Raw genomic sequence first — 15,450 nt, forward strand, 5'->3', positions numbered from 1 at the left:
ATCCACATCGAGCTCACCGGCGAGGACGTCACCGAATGCGTCGGCGGCGCCCAGGAGATCCGCGACGACCAGCTCTCCGACCGCTACGAGACCGCGTGCGACCCGCGCCTCAACACGCAGCAGTCGCTCGAACTCGCCTTCCTCGTCGCGGAGATGTTGCGCCACTAAGAAAACGCCATAGAGTGAGCGCATGAGCGCACACGATCTCTTCCTCCTCGGCGGAGTGTTCCCCGGCATCGCGCCGGCGGCGGCACTCCGCCGAGTCGTCTCCTATGCGCGGCAAGCCGAAACCTCCGGCCTCGACGGCGTCTGGACCGCCGAGCACCACTTCATCGAATACGGCGCCAGCCCCTCCGCGACCCTCATGGCCGCCCACCTCCTCGCCGCCACCGAGCGGATCCAGATCGGCACCGCCGTCGCCGTCCTCTCCAACCGCCACCCAGTGGCGCTGGGGGAGGAGGCCGCGACCTTGGAGGCGCTGGCCCCCGGCCGCTTCCGCCTCGGCGTCGGCCGCGGCGGCCCCTGGATCGACCTCGATGTGTTCGGCTCCGGCCTCGACCGTTACGAACGCGGCTTCGACGAGAGCTTGACGCTCCTGACGCGCTGGCTTTCCGGCGACGCCGAAGTCGCCCACACCGGCGAGTTCTTCGACGTCCTGCCCGTACGCGTCATGCCCCCGGGCGCCGGACGGCCCGTATGGGTCGCCGCCACCGGCGAAGGCACCGCCCGCCTCGCCGGACGCCTCGGCCTGCCCCTCCTGCTCGGCATGCACGCCCCCGACGAAGACCACGTCGCGCTCCTCGCCGCCTGGCGGCAGGAGGCCGAGACCGCAGGGTTCGATCCTGAAGCGGCCGAACACGTCTCAACGCACCTCGCGCAGGTCGCCGACGACCACGCGACGGTCGACCGGCTGCGGGCCTCCCTGACCGAGCTGCTCACCCGCGGCGTCGGCCAGTACGTCAGCCTCAAACCCGGCCGCGGCGCACGCGACCACGCCGCCTACGTCGACTGGATGATCGAACGCCACGCCGTCGGCCCCGCCGACCACGTCGCCGAACGCCTCGCCGCCTCTGCGGAGGCCACGGGCGTGCGCCGTCAGCTCCTCATGGTCGAAGGCATCGGCGACCCCGAGGCCGTGGGCGACAACATCGCCGCCCTTGGCGCGGCCTTCAGTAAGGCCGGTACTGCCCTGCCGGAGGGCTCTGCGGCGGCAGCCCCTTGAGCGGGTCGCGGCCCTTCTGCCGGAACCACTGGTTCGCCGAACCGGTGAACAGGCAGATCAGTGTCACGAGCGGCAGCGCCAGACTGAGCAGTGTCCAGATCAACCGCGTCCCGTCCGCGGGCGCGCCCGCCTGACTGCTCGCCTCGAAGCCCGTGTAGATCCCGATGAAGCCGGACACGAACGCCAGGAGCATGACCACGATCGTCGTCACCTGCGCCCACCGCCGCCCCGCGCCGATCTTCACGGCGAGGATCCCGAACAGGATCACCAGTGCGATGGTCGCGGCGATGACGAGCGTGACCACCAGCGCCAGGTCCTCGAAGCCCTGCGAGAGGTCTTCTTCGAACTCGAAATCGCTGAAGTTCACCGCCTCCGACCAGAACAACGCGGTCAGCCCGCCACCCGCACCGCAGCAGATCAGGAATGAGAACTGCAGCCACAACATCACCTGCGCGGTGGTCACCGTGCCCGGCTTGCTGCGCAAGAGCTCGGGAGGCAGGGGATTAGCGGGCGGAGTGGCGGGCGGCGTGTACATGGGCGATCCTCCGGGTGGGCGGCCCCCAAGTTTATGGCTGGGAGGCCACCGCCCTGACCGTCGAGCCGTCGCTGTCGTGGCCGACGCCTCCGCGCCACCGCCTCGCCGCCGGGGTCTGCAAGCCGATGACGGTCATCGCCTGCGCCGCGAGGCACGGTATGGCGGTGCCGAAGGTGTAGGCGGTCCAGAGGAGATCAAAGCCCTCGATCGCCGCGAGATACACGCAGAAGCCGGTCGCCCAAAGCGCGGCGCTGGCCGACAAGACGGTCGCGGTGGTGGCGGCCCATCGCCGTCGTTCCTCGATGCGGCGGGTGATCCAAACATTGAAGAGAATCACGTAGGCGAGCGACGGAACGAACACGAGCCAAACGAGGACCAGGTGTAGGGCTTCGGGGAGCAGGACGGCGATGGCCCAGAACGTATAGAACCCGAAGGTGGGGATCGTGAGCAGCGCAGGCGCGAAACCGCAGCAGACGAACGTGAAGGGCTGCAGCCAAATGCCGACCTGGGCGACAGCGACAGCTCTCGGTTTCGGGCCGGGATCGGTCGTGGCCCGTTGTCCCAAACGGTTGGCATTCACGGCGCGGGCTTCTTCACTGCTCATCGCGCTCACCGAACCAGCGGCGGCCTTCCGGGCCGAAGGCGCACCGCGGAACGACCGTCTGGATGATGAGCGACGGTGCGGCGGTGAGGAGGACGACCCAGATAAGAGCCGGCCATATCAAGGCGACGAAGACGACCGTAATGGCAGTGAAGGTGGCCAGCACGACCATGGCGATGACGACCGTGATCCGCGCCCGGCGGTCCGCCCGGCCGGCCCAGCGGGTGGTGAAGTAGGCGTGGGTGAAGATCGCAGCGAAACCGACGGCCCAGGCCAGCGGAGCCCCGTACTCGGCGACATCGTCCCAACCGAATAGCATGGCAATCCCCGAGATCGCTGCGGCAAGCGGAACCCCGAACGAGCAGTTCCCGCCGAGCATCACCAGCGCGACCTGCCAACCGGTGAGAACCCTTACGCGGGCAATGACCTTCGGCCAGCTGGGAGTGGGCACAGGCCGAACCAGGATCGGCATTTCGGCAGCGGGCGCGTCCGTCGGCGGTTGAGGTTCGGGGTCCGGGGCAGGGGGCTTGGGGTCCATGGGGGTCCGTTCGCGGGATTTAATTGAACGTGTTCAAGGTTGAACATGTTCAATTTAACTCGTGTCGGTCCTGAGTGGGAAGAGTTTAGGTCTGTGAGCTGCGTCCACCTCCTTGCGGGCAAGCAAGAACGGCCCCGCGCATGCGCGGGGCCGTTGTGTCGGTGCGGGGGTCAGTCGTTGAGAGCGTAGTGGAGGGCTTCGAAGACCGTCTCGTCCTGGTACTGGAAGCCGTGGGCTTGCAGGGCTCCCGGTTTGATCCTGGCGCCCCGGAGGATTTCGGTGGCGGCCTCTCCCGCGACGAGCTTGACCGCCCAGCCCGGGATGATCCACGGGGTCGGGCGGTGGACGACGGCCCCCAGCGCCTTGGTGAACTCGCGGTTCGTGGCCGGGGTCGGGCCGACCATGTTCACGGGGCCGCGCATCGAGTCGTCCTCAATCGCGGTGACGGCGGCGTTCACCCAGTCGCGCAACGAGATCCAGGGCAGGTACTGGCGTCCGCTGCCGAAACGGCCGCCCAGGAAGCACCTCCAGACCGGGACGAACCTGTCCAGCAAGACGCTGTCGGGGCCGAGCACATGGCCCGTCCGCAGCCGGACCACCCGTGCGCCCGCTTCCTCGGCCGGGGCGGTCGCCGACTCCCACTTCAGGGAGAGCCGTCCGAGGAAGTCCGCAGCTGCCGGGGTCGACTCGTCCACCTCGACGTCGGCGCGGTCGCCGTACCAGCCGGCGGCCGAGGCGTTGACCATGACCGGGACCTCGGCCGCCGCAACGGCTTCGGCGAGCACCTTGGTGGGGATGACGCGGCTCGTCTCGATGCGCTTCTTGTAGGCGGCGTTCCAGCGCTGGCCGCCGACGTTCACGCCGCAGAGGTTCACGACCGCGTCGACGCCGTCGAGGATCTGCGGGTCGAGGGGGCCTTTGTAGGGGTCCCAGAGGATCTCGTTCTCCTCGTCGGGGCGGTGGCGCACGAGCCGGACGAGGTCGTGCCCCTCGCCGACGCTTTCGAGGGCCTGCATCAGGGGCTTGCCGAGATAGCCGCTCGACCCGGCGATGACGATCCGCATACCGACAGCCTATGGCCTCGGCTCTCGGTACCAGTCTTGAACCTGGGTACGGAGGTTCGGGGCCTTGAGTTCGGCGTTCTGCTGGATCGCCGCGAGAGACTGGGCGGCGAGGGCCCGCCGCCATTCGAGTTCGGCGCCGCGCATGGCGGTGTCGATCGCGCACGGCGCGCGGAACACCGAGGCGGGCTCGTCGCCCCAGACGCCCTGCTGGCGGATCTCGGCGCACTGGAACGCCTCGGCGGGTCCTTCGATGGCGGACAGGACGTCCATGAGGGTGATGTCCTTGAGCCCCTTGGCAAGGCGGAAGCCGCCCTTCTTGCCTGCGGAGGACGTGAGGATGCCGGCCTTGACGAGCGGCTGCAGCTGCTTGTTGAGGTAGGCGGGCGGCAGGCCGTACCCGGCGGCGAGCCGGGCGGTGGAGACGGGCCCGTCCTCGCCCATCCAGTCCAGGAGGAGGCAGCAGTGCGCGGCCCATTCGACGCCTTCGCTGATCTTCATAACCTCGATCTTAGCTGTCCTGATTTAACGAGGGCGTCAATGCCTGTGTCCCGGTTGCGGATCTTTATCTAGACATGTAATATCTAGATATGAGTTCCGGCGAGGGCCGGAACGCCTACCGGAGGAGATCCCATGAGCACCGTCCCCGCACCCGTCGTCGCCCGCGCCGCCACTGCAGAGCGGCTCGCCCACGCCCAGCAGTCCGTCATGACCCTGCTCGCCGACTCCTCGCAGACCGGCGGGGCGCTCTCGGTCCACCGCTCGACCTTCCCCGACGGCGGCGACGGCGCGCCCTCGCACTTCCACACCGGCACCAGCGAATCGCTGTTCGTCATCTCCGGGAAGCTGCAGGTCCTCACCGGCGACGAGGTCATCGTCCTGGACGCGGGCGACTTCGTGACCATCCCGCCGGGCCTGCCGCACGCCTTCGGCGCGGTCGCCGGGCACGACGCCGACGTGCTCGCCGTCTTCACCCCCGCCGCCGACCGCTTCGACTACTACCGCCTGCTCGAGCGCGTCAACCTGGGGGAAGCGGACCCGAAGGAGATCCCGGCCTCGGGGGAGCAGTACGACAACCACTACGTGGCGAGCGAGGCCTGGCAGCGGGCCCGCGCATAGCGCGAACGGCCGCAACCTGAAGTGGTTGCGGCCGTTGGCGTCTGCGGTCTAGAGCCCCAGCCTGCCGAGGTTCAGGCGGCCGAAGCGGTTGCGCCAGGGCACGTCCGCCCGGATGCCCGCCATGACCGAGCGCTGCAGCGTGTTGTCCTGCGGCAGCTCCTCGACCGGGGTGGCCTCGGGGCGCCCGAACACGAAGCGCCACAGGTCGGAGCGGTTGCCCGCCGGGTCGCCCGGGCCCTGCAGGTCGAACAGCGCGCCGAAGCCGGGGATGTTCGACCGCTCCGGCAGCCAGTCGCGCAGCTGCGGGTCGAGCAGCCACGACTCGCACATGAACTCCATGTCCTCCGGGCCGTCGTACCGGTCGGGGAACACCGCCGGGAAGTACTCGAGGGCCCATTCGACCGAGTCGCGCACCGCGTCGAGCGTGAGCGGCCCGCCCTCGCCGCGGATGTGCATGCCCACGAACGGTTTCGGGTCGGGCCCCTCGATGCAGAACTGGAGCCGCCCGAGCTGATACAGCGCGCCGCGCACGTGGCCGGTGAACCAGTAGGCCGCATCGAGGCCCGCGCGCCCGTAGATGCGGCGGTTGAAGCGGAGCTTCTCGCCGATGTCGGCGAGGACCTTGCGCGAGAGCTCCTCGTCGATGCCGCGCTCGCGGTGGAACGCGAGCATGTCGGGGACGGCCGCGAGCAGCGGGTACAGGCCCAGCAGCGGGTGCGCCTCCGGCGGTTTGGGCCAGGTCAGCCATTTGCGCCCGCCCATGTCGGCGGCGATCGACTGGTAGAGCCGGTCGGCGGCCACGCGCGCGTCGGGGTCGAGCGCGCCGAGGGCCTTCGCGGCCTCGTCGGCGTCCTCGGTCTCGGCGCCGCACCAGTCGAGGAGGAGTTCGCGGACGTCGGCGGCGTCGGGTTCGGGGTACGCCTTCACGGCGCCGGGCTGCGGCAGGTCCTGAGTCATCGAATCTCCCGAAGAATAGTTCCGGCCCTCAAGCCGTGGAGGAATCCGAGTTGTACCAGAGAGCAGCTGCTTACACAAATGGGGATGTCCTGTAAGATCGTCGAGATGAGGACGGCGTACAGGTGTCGGGCCTATCCCAACTCCGAGCAGCAGGCCTTGCTGGCCCGCACGTTCGGGTGCGTGCGCCTGGTCTGGAACAAGACCCTGGGAGAACGGCACCGCGTCTGGCACGCTGACGGCAAGCGAACCACCTACCGTGAGACCGACGCGCAGCTGACTGATTGGAAGAAGACCGAGGACCTGGCTTTCCTGAACGAAGTCTCTTCGGTTCCGCTTCAGCAGACCCTCCGGCACCAGCACGCCGCCTTCCAGAACTTCTTCGCGGGGCGTGCCAAGTACCCGCGCTTCAAGAGCCGGTCTGCCCGCCAGAATGCGCACTTCACACGCTCTGCGTTTCGCATGAACAACGGTGAGCTGCACTTGGCTAAGACAGTTGCGCCGATGGTGCTGGTGTGGTCTTTTGACGACGTTGACCTCGCGTCGCTCAACCCGACGATGGTGGTCGTCTCCCGTGAGCCGGACGGTCGTTGGTATGTGACCTTCGCCGTCGACATCGAAGAGCCCGACGCTGAGCCGATCACCGGTGACGAGATTGGCATCGACCTTGGCATCAAGGATTTCGCCGTCACTTCCGACGGTCTGCGCATACCCAACCCTCGTCACCTTGAGCGGAAGGCTCGCAATCTTGCCCGCTATCAGCGGCGCATGGCCCGCTGCCAGAAGGGCTCGGCAAACCGACGAAAGGCGAAGGTCAAAGTAGCCAGGGCTCATCGGAAGATCCGCAACGCCCGTGCCGACTTCCTTCACAAGACCACCACTCGGATCATCCGCGAAAACGACCTGGTCGTCGTCGAAGACCTCGCGATCGAGCACCTGGTGAAGAACCGAAGCCTTTCGAAAGCGATCAGCGACGTTGCTTGGGGCGAGTTCCGGCGGATGCTCGAGTACAAAGCCGAGCGCGCAGGACGCACTCTCGCCGTGATCGACCGGTGGTACCCGTCCTCGAAGACCTGCTCGCAATGCGGGCACCTGCTCGACTGGCTCGACTTGTCCACCCGGACATGGCGATGTCCGAGCTGCCGCACCCGGCACGACCGGGATGTTAACGCGGCCAAGAACATTCTTGCGGCTGGTCGAGTCGCAGCCGGGAGAGATTCCGGCGAGGCCTGTGGAGCTGATGTCAGACGGCAAGGGTTCTCCCTTCCGCGATCGGCGATGAAACAGGAACCACCCCGGGCGCGAGCCTAGGGAACTCCCTCCCTTCGGGGAGGGAGGGAAGTCAACGGCCTATGTCACCACGCCCGGCCCCCCGGCGGCAACATCGGGTCGGTCACCCTAGTCTGGGTTCCGTGCGACGGTTGCTGACGCCTCCCTGGATCGTCCTCCACTTCTTCGCAGTGGTGTTGACGGTCGCCTTCGGGCTGCTCGGATGGTGGCAGCTCTCCCGCGCCCAGGGCGGCAACGCCATCAGCTGGGGTTACGCCTTCGAGTGGCCGCTGTTCGCGCTCTTCACCGTCGCCCTCTGGATCCGGCAGATGCGCCTGGAACTGCGCAAGGACCGCCCCGAGGAGCCGCGCCGGGGCAAGCCCGAGCCGCCGCCCATGACCTCGCCGTTCGAGCCGGGGATCATCGCGGCTCGCCGCGATGACCATGAGCTCGGCCTCAAGGCCCGACAGTCTGCAACCGATGTACAGGGGAGCCACGCATGAACGCCGCTCTGAAACGCTTCCGGATCGTCGCCTGGATCGTCGGCACGTTCCTGATCCTGCTCATGTTCGTCGCGATGCCGCTCAAGTACTTCGGCGGCAACGACACGATGGTCTCGGTCATCAGCCCGATCCACGGCCTGTGCTACATGGTCTACCTGGTCCTCGCCTTCCACCTCGCCCAGCAGGCGGGCTGGCGGTTCTGGCCGCAGACCGTGGGCCTCATGCTCGGCGGCACCGTCCCGGTCGCGTCGTTCTTCGTGGAGCGCTGGGCGCACCGCAAGATCCTCGCCGAGCACCCGCAGGCCGCCGACCCGAAGGTCCGCACCGAAGAGACCGTCTGATCAGACGAGAAAAGCCCGGCGAACACTCGGTTCGCCGGGCTTTCGTCTCTCCTAGGAGAGGTACGAGCCTTCCTTGACGGTCTCCCAGTCGAGGCTCCAGGTGGTGAAGCCGTCGCCCTGGGGCACGTCCTTGCCTGTGTTGCGAACGATCACCGGGTCGCCCCAGCGCACGAAGTTGTAGATCCACTCGCCCATCTCGTTGGAGACGTTGAGGCAGCCGTGGGAGCCGTTGGAGACGCCGAGCCGGTCGGCGGCCCAGGGCGCGCCGTGGATGAACTGGCCCGAGAAGGTCAGTCGCATCGCCCACTTGACGTCGGTCTCGTAGTCGTACAGGTCGGAGACGAACGTCGACTCCTCCTCGCGGCTCATGATGATCATGGTGCCGGAGAACGAACGGGCGTCGTTGCCGTCGATCTCCCTGGCGCCCAGGGAGATCGGAATGGTCTGCACGACCGACCCGTCGCGGTAGGCCTTCATCTGCTTCGTGTTGTCGTCCGCTTCGAGGTAGCGGGACTCCGAGTCGATGTTGAAGCTGGTCTCGGCGTCGAACTCGCCGTAGGCGCCGTCGCCGATGTCGAGGCCGCCGATGCCCAGTCGCACGGAGACGGTGGTGTTCGGCTGCCAGTACTCCTTCGGCCGGTACTCCAGGGCCCGCGGGGTGATCCAGTACCAGGAGCCCTCCTGCGCCGGCTCGGAGGTGACGAAGAGGCGCCGCTCGACCGAGGCCCGCAGGTCCTCGGGGACCTCGTGGCCGTTGAAGCGGAACGCGAGGATCGCGCCCATGCCGACCGTGGAGCCCTCGCCGGGCAGGTAGTTCTCGATGCCGATCCGGTTCCCCGGGGACGCGATCGTGGTGAACGTCGAGGTCGCGGTGGCGGTGAGGCCCGCCGCGTCGTCGGCGGTGACCGTGGCGGTGTAGGCGGTCTCCCAGGAGAGCGGGCTGGCGGGGACCCAGGTGGTCCCGTCGGGGTGCATCGCGCCCTCGACCTCGGCGCCCGCGGCGTCAGTGAGCTTGAACTCCTTGAACTCGCCGGACTCGACGGTCCAGGAGATCTCGGTGGCGGCGGTCGCGGCGGTGTCGCCGTCGGCGGGCGTGATCTGCACCTTTGCGGCACTCTGCGGCGCTTCGGAGGTCGCGTCGTCGCCGCCCCCGTCTTCGCCGATGGTGCCCGATTCCTTCGTGCAGGCCGCGGCGGCGATGCCCACCACGGCGAGGCCTCCCGCGGCGAGGGCGCCGCGGCGGGAGAGGGAGGACGGTCCGAAGCTCATGGAACCACGTTACACAGGCACGTCGACACGTCGTCTACTTCGCACTTGTGACCTTTTCGGCCACAGGTCAAGGCAACCGAAACCGGAATCGGCGGATGCTCAGGACCGGATGCTCAGATGCACGTGGTTCGTGTGGTCGGAGTTCGGCTCGCCGCCGGCGCCGGAGTAGGACTTCCAGCCCGTGCCCGGCAGCCAGATCTGGCGGTACCAGATGACGTACTGCACGCCGAGCGCGTCGGCGTTCTCCACGAACCAGGCCGCGAGGTTCTGGCCGTAGTCGTAGTCGTCGCCCCCGGCGTCGCCGCCGAAGCCGTCGGGCTGGGCCGCGAAGTCGCAGGCCCGGCCCAGGCCGTGCTCGCCGAAGGACGACTCGCGGAAGCACTTCACATACCGGGTGAACCCGACGATCTGCGCCTGTTCCAGGGCGTGGAGGGTGCGGGGGCTGAGGCAGCCCCCGGTGGTCGGGTCGTCCTCCGAGCAGCCGTAGCTGTCGCCTTCGAAGGGCTCGGCGGCGGGCGCGTCCGACGCTGAGGGTCCGACCGCGTCGTCGCCTCCGGAGGCCGCGAGCTCGCGGGCGGCCTCGTCGCGGGCGGCCTCCATCTCCTCGGTGGTGTTCTCCTGCTCCTCGATGTTGTCGGCGAGGGTCTGGCGGGTCGCCTCGATCTCCTGGAGCCGGGCGACGAGCTCGTTGAACCGGTCGGCGCGCGACTCGCCCAGGAACTGGAGCTGCTCCATGGCGGCGATGGCGGCCTGCGGGTCGCCCGAGGACAGGAGCGCGGCCGTGGACTGGAAGTCCGAGGTCGTCGACGCGACGAACGCGTACTCGTCGAGCTCGGCCCGGAGCGCGATGGACTCGGCTTCGGAGTCTTCGAGCTCCTGCTCGAGGTCGGCCTGCTGCTGCTGGAGCGAGTCGAGTTCGTCCTGCGCTTCGAGGTAGGCCGTGATGGCCTCGCTGAGCGTGTCTGAGACGTTCCCCTCCTCCTCCTGCGCGGAGGACTGCGAGGCGGGCGCGACCAGGAACACCACGCCTGCGAGCACCACGATGGGGAGGGAGAGGACGCGCTTGGCGCCGCTGAGGAGCGGTCGCGGGCCGCGCACGCGCGCGGGGGAGGAAGTACCGGCGTTCAAGGCGTGAGGGTCCTTCGGTTGCTCGGAGCCGAGTGGACGGGATGGTCGGCGTACAGCCTAGAACGGGAGGATTCCTCGGGCGCATCGGGTCATTCCGGATGACCGCTGGTAGCCGAGGCGCTACGGGCTTCGCGGCGGGCTATGGCGTGGCTAACTCGCGGGCCGTTCGCAGGCGTTCCTCCTGCTAGGATTGTTCAAATCTGAACCAGCCGTCCGGGCCGGTGTTGAGACCGAGGAAGGAGGGCCCGACATGGGCGCGGGAGACTTCGAGAGCCGCTGGCTCGCCCCCGACGTGAACGCGGTGTGGACCCGCTTCCTCCACGTCACGCACCGCCTCGAGCACCACATCGACCGGCGGCTCCAGGAGCAGCACGACATCACGCACACCCAGTACGAGATCCTGGTGCGCCTGGCCGACAGCGACGAGCGCGCCATGCGCATGAGCGACCTCGCCGAACGCATCGTCACCGCCAAGAGCGCGGTCACCTACCAGGTCAACAAGCTCTCCGAGATGGGCCTGGTCGACCGCCACAAGTGCGACCGCGACAACCGCGGCGTCTGGGTCAAGCTCACCGACGCGGGCGTCGAGCGCCTGGAGGGCGCCGCGCCGTGCATCCTCTCGCTGGTCCGCGAGCTCTTCCTCGACACCCTCAACTGCGACCAGGCCGCCGAGCTCGACAAGCTCCTCGGCACCTGGTCCGACAACCTCGACGAGCACGACCGCAACCCGATCGGCCACCCCGACCACCGGGCCCCCGACCCCGCGTAACCGCTTTCGGTGCGCCCCGCCGGTGTAAGGCTCGCAGACGGTGCGTACCGGTGTAGGGTCAGGCCGTGCCGAGCTTTCCGCGTCCTGAGACGACCGTCCCCTACCGCCTCGACGGCCTGTCCGACCTCCTCCCCGCCGCCGCGGGACTCGGCTTCGCCGTCACCGGGGTGAGCCTCGCCGCCGACGCCGTCGAGCCCGGCGACCTCTTCGCGGCCCTGCCCGGCGCCAACCGCCACGGCGCGGAGTTCTGCGCCCAGGCCGCCGAGCGCGGCGCGGTGGCCGTCCTCACCGACGAACACGGCGCCTCCCTGGTCGGCGGCCTGCTGCCCGTCCTCGTCGCCGAGGACCCGCGCACGCTCACCGGCGAGGTCGCCGCCCGCGTCTGGGGCCGCCCCTCCGAGCGCCTGAACCTCCTGGGCATCACCGGCACCAACGGCAAGACCTCCACTGCTTATCTAGTGGAGGCCGGGCTCGCGCACGCCGGGCGCACCACGGGCATCATCGGCACGGTCGAGACACGCATCGCGGGCGAGCGCATCGAGTCCGCCCGCACCACCCCCGAGGCCCCCGAACTGCAGGCGCTCCTCGCCGTCGCCCTCGAGAAGGGCGTCACCGACGTGGTCATGGAGGTCTCCAGCCACGCGCTCGTCCTCGGCCGCGTCGAAGGCTGCCGCTTCCGCGCCGCCGGGTTCACCATGTTCGGCACCGACCACCTCGACTTCCACTCCGACCTCGACGACTACTTCGAGGCGAAGGCCCGCCTCTTCGACGGCCGCGCGCAGGTGGCGATCCTCAACGCCGACGACAAGCGCGTCGCGACCCTCACCGAGCGGGGCACCCTCCAGTTCTCGCTGACCGATTCGGGCGCCGACTACGTCGCCTCCGACATCGCCACCGACGGCTTCACGCAGTCCTTCCACCTCAAGACCCCGAGCGGGGCCGGTGAAGGCCTGGTCAACATGCCCGGCCGCCACAACGTCGCCAACGCCGCGCTCGCGGTGGCCCTCCTCGAAGCGGCGGGCGTCGACACCCCGACCGCCCTCGCGGGCGTCGCCTCCTGCACCGGCGTGCCCGGCCGCATGGAGCTCGTCTCCGGCGACAACCCGGTGCGCGGCGTCGTCGACTACGCCCACAAGCCCGAGGCAATCACCGCCGTCCTCGAGGCGCTCCGCGACTCCACCCCCGGCAGGGTCATCGCGATCCTCGGCGCCGGAGGCGACCGCGACCGCTCCAAGCGCCCCCTCATGGGCGCGGCCGCCGCGCGCGCCGCCGACCTGGTCGTCGTCACCGACGACAACCCCCGCACCGAGGACCCCGCGCGCATCCGCGACGAGGTGGCGGCCGCCGTTCAGGGCGTGCCCTGCCGTAACATCCCCGGTCGGGACACCGCAGTCCGGGAGGCCGCCGCACTGGCCGCGCCCGGCGACACCATCGCCCTCCTCGGCAAGGGCCACGAGACCGCCACCGAGACCGCGACGGGATTCGTCGAGAGCGACGACCGGGTACTCCTGGCGAACGCGCTACGCGATGCGGCCAACGGTGAAACCGTCGCACCGCGTTGAAGCGTGATAGTCCCGTAAAGCGAACGCACTCACAACAGGAGGAGACCGCCGCGTGATCCCCATGAGCCTGGCCCAGGTCGCCGCCGTCACGGACGGCAAGCTCAGCGAGACGGCCGACCCTGAAGCGGTCGTCACCGGAGGCGTCGAGTTCGACTCCCGCAAGGCCGGGCCCGGCGGACTGTTCCTGGCGATCCCCGGCGACAAGGTCGACGGCCACGACTTCGCGGCCAAGGCCCACGGGCAGGGCGCGGTCGCGACCATCGCCACCCGCCCGATCGACTCGCCCGCGATCTACGTGGACGACGCCGTCGGCGCGCTCACCAAGCTCGCCAGGCACATCGCGGCGGAGTCGAACGCGACGGTCATCGGCGTCACCGGCTCCAACGGCAAGACCTCCACAAAGGACATCATCGGCCAGCTCTGCGCCGACCTCGGCCCCACGGTCGCCACCGAAGGCAACTTCAACAACGAACTGGGCCACCCGTACACGGTCTGCCGCGTCCGCCCCGAGACCGAGTACCTGGTCCTCGAACTGGCCGCGCGCGGCCTCGGGCACATCACCCAGCTGTGCGAGATCGCCCCGCCCCGGATCGGCGTCGTCCTCAACGTCGGCATCTCCCACCTCGACGGCTTCGGCTCGATCGAGACCACCGCCAAGGCCAAGAGCGAACTGCCGCACTTCCTCGACGACCACTACCGCGACCGCGCGGACACCGGGCACGTCGTCCTCAACGCCGACGACCCCCGGGTCAAGGCGATGTCGAACGGGCTCGACAGCGTCGACGTGCGGTACTTCGGCATCGACGACGCGGACGCCGACGTCACCGCCGCCGACATCGACCCGCGCGACGGCCGCCACGCCTTCACACTGGTCACCCCCGCCGGACGCGCCCGCGTCGAACTCGAACTGTGGGGCGACCACCACGTCTACAACGCGCTCGCGGCCGCCGGGGTCCTCTGGAGGCTCGGCCAGACCACCGAGAAGATCGCCGAGGGCCTGTCCCGCGCCGGTCGCCTCTCCGAGCGCCGCATGGACGTCTTCACCCGACCCGACGGCACCACCGTCATCGACGACTCGTACAACGCCAACCCGGCCTCGATGGGCGCGGCCGTCCGCGCCCTCGGGCAGCTCCCCACCGAGGGCCGCCGCATCGCGGTCCTCGGACTCATGGCCGACCTCGAAGAGCAGAGCGAGGACTGCCACCGCCGTCTCGGCGAGCAGGCCCGCGAAGCCGGCCTCGACGAGGTCATCGCCGTGGGCGACGGCACGGAACCCATCGTGGACGGTGCCGAAGGCGTCACCGCCACCCACGTACCCGATCAAGCCGCAGCCATCGCGCTGCTGCGCAGCCGGCTGCGCCCCGGCGACGCCGTCCTGGTGAAAGGCTCCCGATACCGGACCTGGGACGTCGCCGACCACCTGCGCGCCAAGGAGGACTAGAACCAGTGAGAGCCGTAATCGTCGCCGCGTTCGTGGCGTTCGCGCTCACCATGGCGCTGACACCGCTCGCGGCGAAGCTCTTCCGCCGCCTCAAGGCCGGACAGCCCATCCGCACCGACGGCCCCCAGACCCACCTCGCCAAGGCCGGCACCCCCACCATGGGCGGCGTCGTCTTCATCCTCACCACCGTCCTCGCCTACGTCTCCGGCCACCTCGTCCTCATGGCCCTGCCCGAGTCCGTCGACGGCGTCACCTTCAACCGCCCCACCGGTTTCACCGCCACCGGCATCGTCCTCATCGGACTCTTCGTGGCGTGCGGCTTCGTCGGCTTCATCGACGACTGGCTCAAGATCCGCCGCAAGCACTCCGGCGGCATCTCCGGCCGCGCCAAGGTCTTCGGCCTCACCATCGCCGCCATCGTCTTCGGCTTCATGGCCGTCTACTACACCGGCTCGATCGACTCCCGGGACATCTCCGAGACCGTCGCCACCCCCTTCATCTCCTTCACCGGCAAGGACGTCGACTTCCTCAACGTGACCAAGATCGGGATGGTCGTCGTGATCGTCCTCCTGGTCAACGCCACCGCCAACGGCGTCAACCTCACCGACGGCCTCGACGGCCTCGCCACCGGCGCGTCCATGATGGCCTTCCTCGCCTTCATGATCATCGGCTTCTGGCAGTACCGGCACTGGTGCGGCGGCGCCCAGCCCGCCGACAACCTCTGCTACGACGTGCGCGACCCCCTCGAGATCGCCCTCATCGCCGGGGCCGGCGCCGGCGCGATGTTCGGCTTCCTGTGGTGGAACACCTCGCCCGCGCAGATCTTCATGGGCGACTCCGGCTCGCTCAGCCTCGGCGCGCTCATCGCCGGACTCGCCTTCGCCTCCAAGACGATCCTGCTCCTGCCGATCATCGGCGCCCTGTTCGTCATCACCACCGCCAGCGTCATGATCCAGGTGACCAGCTTCAAGCTCACCGGCCGAAGAGTGTTCCGCATGTCGCCGATCCAGCACCACTTCGAGCTCGCCGGATGGTCCGAAGTGACCATCGTCGTCCGGTTCTGGATCATCGCGGGCATCGGCGTCGCCATCGCCCTCGGCTTCTTCTTCGCCGACTTCCTGCGGATCGCGGGGTAGCG

Annotated in this window: 18 protein-coding genes; 10 read left to right on the plus strand and 8 right to left on the minus strand. The window is 69.0% G+C overall.

All coding sequences use genetic code 11. The features are described from left to right. Both ACGGCP_RS09745 and ACGGCP_RS09750 read left to right on the plus strand, forming a co-directional pair. Positions 1-168: 3-deoxy-7-phosphoheptulonate synthase (locus ACGGCP_RS09745; RefSeq protein WP_392965043.1), on the plus strand; the 168-nt coding region annotated here is incomplete at its 5' end. Positions 169-190: 22 nt separating this feature from the next. Beyond that, complete coding sequence (locus ACGGCP_RS09750) at positions 191-1,222, plus strand: LLM class flavin-dependent oxidoreductase (RefSeq protein ID WP_392963611.1); 1,032 nt, start codon at positions 191-193, stop codon at positions 1,220-1,222. On the opposite strand, the gene ACGGCP_RS09755 is transcribed toward ACGGCP_RS09750, so the two are convergent. The 5 genes from ACGGCP_RS09755 to ACGGCP_RS09775 all read right to left on the minus strand — a co-directional run bounded on the left by ACGGCP_RS09755 (position 1,170) and on the right by ACGGCP_RS09775 (position 4,458). After that, the gene (locus ACGGCP_RS09755) at positions 1,170-1,757 is read right to left on the minus strand and encodes a hypothetical protein (protein ID WP_392963614.1); all 588 of its coding nucleotides are present in this window, start codon (positions 1,755-1,757) and stop codon (positions 1,170-1,172) included. The two genes, ACGGCP_RS09750 and ACGGCP_RS09755, sit on opposite strands and share 53 nt — an antisense overlap. Before the next feature lie 31 nt (positions 1,758-1,788). After that, positions 1,789-2,361, minus strand: coding sequence for a hypothetical protein (locus ACGGCP_RS09760; RefSeq protein WP_392963616.1), 573 nt, complete (start codon positions 2,359-2,361; stop codon positions 1,789-1,791). Beyond that, on the minus strand, positions 2,351-2,896 hold the full coding sequence (locus ACGGCP_RS09765; protein ID WP_392963619.1) for a hypothetical protein: 546 nt from the start codon (positions 2,894-2,896) through the stop codon (positions 2,351-2,353). Before ACGGCP_RS09765 ends, ACGGCP_RS09760 begins: the two co-directional genes overlap by 11 nt. A 170-nt stretch (positions 2,897-3,066) precedes the next feature. Continuing rightward, positions 3,067-3,960, minus strand: a complete 894-nt coding sequence (locus tag ACGGCP_RS09770; RefSeq protein WP_392963622.1) for a TIGR01777 family oxidoreductase — start codon at positions 3,958-3,960, stop codon at positions 3,067-3,069. A gap of 9 nt (positions 3,961-3,969) precedes the next feature. Continuing rightward, positions 3,970-4,458 (minus strand): RrF2 family transcriptional regulator, encoded by a 489-nt coding sequence (locus tag ACGGCP_RS09775; protein ID WP_392963625.1) that lies wholly within the window; start codon positions 4,456-4,458, stop codon positions 3,970-3,972. 132 nt (positions 4,459-4,590) lie between these two features. Between ACGGCP_RS09775 and ACGGCP_RS09780 the strand changes: the two genes are divergently transcribed. Next, complete coding sequence (locus tag ACGGCP_RS09780) at positions 4,591-5,076, plus strand: cupin domain-containing protein (protein WP_392963628.1); 486 nt, start codon at positions 4,591-4,593, stop codon at positions 5,074-5,076. A 48-nt stretch (positions 5,077-5,124) separates the two neighbouring features. Here ACGGCP_RS09780 and ACGGCP_RS09785 read toward each other — a convergent pair whose 3' ends face one another. Further along, positions 5,125-6,033 (minus strand): acyltransferase domain-containing protein, encoded by a 909-nt coding sequence (locus ACGGCP_RS09785; protein WP_392963631.1) that lies wholly within the window; start codon positions 6,031-6,033, stop codon positions 5,125-5,127. Between the two features lie 105 nt (positions 6,034-6,138). On the opposite strand from ACGGCP_RS09785, the gene ACGGCP_RS09790 reads away from it, so the two are divergent. The 3 genes from ACGGCP_RS09790 (at position 6,139) to ACGGCP_RS09800 (ending at position 8,143) form a co-directional block, all read left to right on the plus strand. After that, positions 6,139-7,341: an RNA-guided endonuclease InsQ/TnpB family protein gene (locus ACGGCP_RS09790; RefSeq protein WP_392965045.1), complete on the plus strand. Its 1,203-nt coding sequence runs from the start codon at positions 6,139-6,141 to the stop codon at positions 7,339-7,341. Positions 7,342-7,442: 101 nt separating this feature from the next. Next, positions 7,443-7,802, plus strand: a complete 360-nt coding sequence (locus ACGGCP_RS09795; RefSeq protein WP_392963633.1) for a hypothetical protein — start codon at positions 7,443-7,445, stop codon at positions 7,800-7,802. After that, positions 7,799-8,143 (plus strand): DUF3817 domain-containing protein, encoded by a 345-nt coding sequence (locus ACGGCP_RS09800; RefSeq protein WP_392963636.1) that lies wholly within the window; start codon positions 7,799-7,801, stop codon positions 8,141-8,143. The genes ACGGCP_RS09795 and ACGGCP_RS09800 overlap by 4 nt, the downstream gene beginning before the upstream one ends. 51 nt (positions 8,144-8,194) lie before the next feature. Here the strand turns inward: ACGGCP_RS09800 and ACGGCP_RS09805 are convergent, their stop codons facing one another. Both ACGGCP_RS09805 and ACGGCP_RS09810 read right to left on the minus strand, forming a co-directional pair. Then, complete coding sequence (locus ACGGCP_RS09805) at positions 8,195-9,412, minus strand: Ig-like domain-containing protein (RefSeq protein ID WP_392963639.1); 1,218 nt, start codon at positions 9,410-9,412, stop codon at positions 8,195-8,197. 99 nt (positions 9,413-9,511) lie between these two features. Beyond that, positions 9,512-10,540: a hypothetical protein gene (locus tag ACGGCP_RS09810; protein WP_392963642.1), complete on the minus strand. Its 1,029-nt coding sequence runs from the start codon at positions 10,538-10,540 to the stop codon at positions 9,512-9,514. Positions 10,541-10,790: 250 nt separating this feature from the next. Here ACGGCP_RS09810 and ACGGCP_RS09815 point away from each other — a divergent pair, with 250 nt between their 5' ends. The 4 genes from ACGGCP_RS09815 to mraY all read left to right on the plus strand — a co-directional run bounded on the left by ACGGCP_RS09815 (position 10,791) and on the right by mraY (position 15,448). Then, positions 10,791-11,309, plus strand: a complete 519-nt coding sequence (locus ACGGCP_RS09815; RefSeq protein ID WP_392963645.1) for a MarR family winged helix-turn-helix transcriptional regulator — start codon at positions 10,791-10,793, stop codon at positions 11,307-11,309. A gap of 65 nt (positions 11,310-11,374) precedes the next feature. Further along, complete coding sequence (locus ACGGCP_RS09820) at positions 11,375-12,871, plus strand: UDP-N-acetylmuramoyl-L-alanyl-D-glutamate--2,6-diaminopimelate ligase (protein WP_392963647.1); 1,497 nt, start codon at positions 11,375-11,377, stop codon at positions 12,869-12,871. 52 nt (positions 12,872-12,923) lie between these two features. Continuing rightward, on the plus strand, positions 12,924-14,312 hold the full coding sequence (gene murF, locus ACGGCP_RS09825) for a UDP-N-acetylmuramoyl-tripeptide--D-alanyl-D-alanine ligase (RefSeq protein ID WP_392963650.1): 1,389 nt from the start codon (positions 12,924-12,926) through the stop codon (positions 14,310-14,312). Positions 14,313-14,317: 5 nt separating this feature from the next. Further along, positions 14,318-15,448, plus strand: coding sequence for a phospho-N-acetylmuramoyl-pentapeptide-transferase (mraY, locus tag ACGGCP_RS09830; RefSeq protein WP_392963653.1), 1,131 nt, complete (start codon positions 14,318-14,320; stop codon positions 15,446-15,448). Positions 15,449-15,450 lie beyond the last annotated feature (2 nt).

Origin of the sequence: Glycomyces sp. NPDC048151 (assembly GCF_043202775.1) — a bacterium.
Classification (GTDB): Bacteria; Actinomycetota; Actinomycetes; order Mycobacteriales; family Micromonosporaceae; genus Glycomyces.